The organism is Kitasatospora sp. NPDC007106, assembly GCF_040634455.1.
In the GTDB taxonomy this organism is placed as follows: domain Bacteria; phylum Actinomycetota; class Actinomycetes; order Streptomycetales; family Streptomycetaceae; genus Kitasatospora; species Kitasatospora arboriphila.
Genome location: NZ_JBEYFP010000616.1, coordinates 1 through 3602, shown reverse-complemented (window position 1 = coordinate 3602; position 3602 = coordinate 1). Strand labels below are relative to the sequence as shown.

Genomic DNA, 3602 nt, shown 5'->3' with positions numbered 1-3602 from the left:
GACCGCCGCGGCCGCCCCGGCGCCGAGCGCGACCGCCAAGCCCGCCCGCACCGCGGCCGCCGGCCCGGCCGACCAGACCGTCCAGTGCGACGGCGACGGCAGCAGCGGCAACCGCATCCAGGTGGTGTACGCCCACGGACCCGGCAAGGACCGCTACGCGCAGTACGCCGCGTCCTTCCGCAAGTGGGCCGCCGACGCGGACACCATCTACTACGCCAGCGCCCAGGAGACCGGCGGAGTCCGGCACATCCGCTACGTCACCGCCGCGGACTGCACCCCCTCGGTGCTCAACGTCGAGTTGCCCGACTCGGCCCTCGCCGAGTTCAGCGCGATGAACAACGCCCTCGCCCAGAAGGGCTTCAACCGCAAGGACCGCAAGTACATGGTCTTCGCGGACGCCAACGTGTACTGCGGCATCGGCACCTTCAACGGCGACGAGCGTCCCGGCCAGGACAACCTGTCCAACTTCGGCCCCTCGTACGGCCGTACCGACTCCGGCTGCTGGAGCGGCTCCACCGCCGCGCACGAACTCGGCCACAACCTCGGCGCGGTGAACAACAGCGCGCCCAACACCAGCCGCGGCGCGCACTGCACCGACGAGTGGGACGTCATGTGCTACTCCGACTCGCCGTACTACCCGGCGATGCGGACGGTCTGCCCCGAGCGCGGCCACGACGAGCGCCTCGACTGCAACCACGACGACTACTACAACACCAGTCCCAAGGCCGGCAGTTACCTCGCCACCCACTGGAACATCGCGAACAACCAGTTCCTGATGACCGGCGGCGGAAGCACCAACCCCGACCCGAACCCGAACCCGTCGCCGACCTCCTCGCCGACCCCGTCGCCCAAGCCGAGCCCGACCGGGCCGACCGGCACCACCGGCCCCGTGCCGACCGTCGGCAGCCTCGCCTCCGACTCCGCGGTGCTCAACTGGCCCGCCGTCAACGGCGCCGACTGGTACCAGGTCCGACTGAACGGCAACTTCCTCACCTGGGTGCAGCAGAACTCGGTGCGCATCTACAACCTGCGCCCCGACACCGACTACAGCGTCGCGGTGGCCTTCCGTGACCGCTCCGGCAAGGACTCCTCGCCGGGCCGCACCGTCACCTTCCACACCCCGAAGGCCGGCAGCACCACCACGCCCAGCGCGGCCTACACCCTGGTGAACGGCGCCAGCGGGCTCGCCGCCGAGATCTGGGGCGGCAAGTCGGCCGACGGCACCGTGCTGGTCGCCTCCCAGCCCAACGGGTACACCGGTCAGCGCTGGTACTTCGACGACGCCGGCGACGGCTACTCCCGGATCCGCTCCGCGGTCTCCGGCAAGTGCCTGCAGCTCGGCGGCGCCGCCGGCGCCGGCCAGTGGGTGTACCAGCAGCCCTGCAACGGCTCCTCGGCCGCCCAGCAGTGGCGGATCGCGACCGCCGGCGGCGGCGTCACCGTCACCGCCCGGGGCAGCTCGCTCGTCCTCGGCATCTCCGGCCGCCCCTACTACGGCGCCTGGCTGATGGAACTCCAGGACCCGAACGGCTCCGGCTACCACACCTGGACGGTCCAGAAGGCGTCCTGACGCCCCGCCGAGCCACCGGGGGCCCGCCGGCCACGCGGGCGGGCCCCCACCGCACCACCCACTGCCCAGGAGCGCACGCCCATGCCCGACCGACGTTCCGCGGCGGCCTCGGCCGTCCTCGCCGGCCTCCTCGTCCTCGGCCCGGCCGCGACCGCCCACGCCCACGGCGACACCATCGCCCTCACCGTCACCGGCAGCACCGGCGGCCACCCGCAGGCCACCGCCCTGTGGGAGAACGACCGCGACCCGGTCGAGGAGCGGATCGCGGGCACCTTCTCCGCGACCGCCCCGGACGGCACCGCCCTCGGCCCCTGGCGGCTGGTGGCGGTACCCGGCCGGCCCGGCGTCCTCACCACGGCCGAGGTGCTGCCGCCCGGCCACTGGACCGTCACCGCCGAGACCGCCTTCCCCGGACTCGGCCGCTACCAGGGAACCCTGGACGTGCCGGTGACCGACCCGCCGGGCTCCGCCCCGTCGGCCGGACCGACCGCCGCCACCCAGGGCCCCACCGCCGCGACCCCCTCGCCGGGCACCGTCGCCGACCCCGTCCCGGCGGGAACGGCGGCCCCGTCCGGCGGCCCCGCGCCCTCCGGCAGTCCGGCACCGGCCACCGCCGCGCCCGACGACGACCGGGACCGGCCCGCCTGGCTGCTCGCGCTCGCCGGCCTCGGCACCGCCGTGCTGGCCGGGGGCGCCGTCGCGGCCGCCGTCCACATCCTCCGGCGCTCCGCCCGTTCCTGACGGAGCGCCGTCCCCACCCTCCGTGGGCCCGCCCGGCACGTCCCGACCGGCACGCCCGACCCGGCGTGCCCCGGCCCCGGGCGCATCCGGCCCACGCGTCCGCGCCGCCGGTGACCACGCCGGCCCGGCCCCGGACCTTCGGATCAAGGAGCACCATGCACAGACTCCGCGCATCCCGCGGTAGGAAGACCCTGTTGGCCGCGATCGTCGCCGCGCTCTCCGGAGCCCTGCTCTTCGGCATCGGCGTCTTCGCCCAGGCCGCCTCCACCGGCACCGTGATCGGCGGCCAGGGCGGCTACCGGACGGTCAACCAGCGCACCCAGCCCTCGCTGACCGCCCGGATCACCGGCAGCTCCGCGGTCGGCGACCACGTCCCCACCGCCTGCCGCACCAGCGGCGACCAGGTCGAGGGCAACACCCGCTGGATCTGGTCCGGCACCTACTACATCGCCGACGCCTTCATCCGGGAGAACACCAACGGCCTGCCGGTCTGCGGCTCGACCACGACCACGACCACCGGCACCAAGACCCTCGCCATCGGCATGCAGAAGCAGGTCAAGACCCAGTGGTGCTGGGACGCCTCGGGCGTGACCATCGCGACCTACTGGGGGCGCAGCACCAGCCAGGAGGAGTTCTGCCGGCTCGCCGCCCGCGGCACCTGGGTGGACTGCAACAACCAGCCCGCCACGCTGGAGGACATGGCCAACGGCCTCGCCGGCCTCGGACTCTCCACCAGCGGCCGCAGCCTCTACCGCAGCGCCTCCTTCGCCGAGACCACGGCCGAGATCGCCGGCGGCCGCCCCTTCGCCGTCCGGATCGGCTGGCGCTCCGGCGGCGGCCACATGAACGTCATCTACGGCTACGACAGCACCAGCAACATGATCGCGGTCGGCGACCCGTGGCCCTCCACCCAGACCTACACCTGGTGGAACTACAACACCTACGTCAACAACAACTCGTTCCAGTGGACCCACTCCCGCATCGGCATCCACGGCTGAGGAGACGACCGACCGTGACCACCAACCCGCAGCTCCGCCGCGCGGCCGTGCTCGCCGCCACCGCCGGCCTCGCCCTGCTCGCCTCCGCCTCCCCGGCGCAGGCCGCCGACGGCCCCGACCTGGGCTCCGCCCAGCAGGTCCTGCAGTCCGGCCAGGTCCGGGACACCGTCTCCCGCTTCCTGACCGTCACCAGGCAGCAGTCCGCCGCGCAGGCCGCCCCCGCCGCCGACGGCGGCACGGTCGGCGTGCATCTACATCGACTCCCACAAGGAGACGCTGCCCGCCGCCGACCC

3 protein-coding genes and 1 pseudogene are annotated in these 3602 nt (G+C 74.0%); all 4 read left to right on the top strand.

The features are described 5' to 3' along the window. Window positions 1-1570, top strand: a 1570-nt coding sequence (locus tag ABZ641_RS29485; protein ID WP_359986638.1) for an RICIN domain-containing protein, incomplete at its 5' end; no start/stop codon positions are given. An 81-nt stretch (window positions 1571-1651) separates the two neighbouring features. After that, on the top strand, window positions 1652-2311 hold the full coding sequence (locus ABZ641_RS29480; protein ID WP_344623091.1) for a hypothetical protein: 660 nt from the start codon (window positions 1652-1654) through the stop codon (window positions 2309-2311). 194 nt (window positions 2312-2505) lie between these two features. Beyond that, window positions 2506-3309, top strand: coding sequence for a papain-like cysteine protease family protein (locus tag ABZ641_RS29475; protein WP_344623090.1), 804 nt, complete (start codon window positions 2506-2508; stop codon window positions 3307-3309). Between the two features lie 14 nt (window positions 3310-3323). Next, a pseudogene (locus ABZ641_RS29470) lies at window positions 3324-3602 on the top strand (hypothetical protein); the annotation flags it as partial.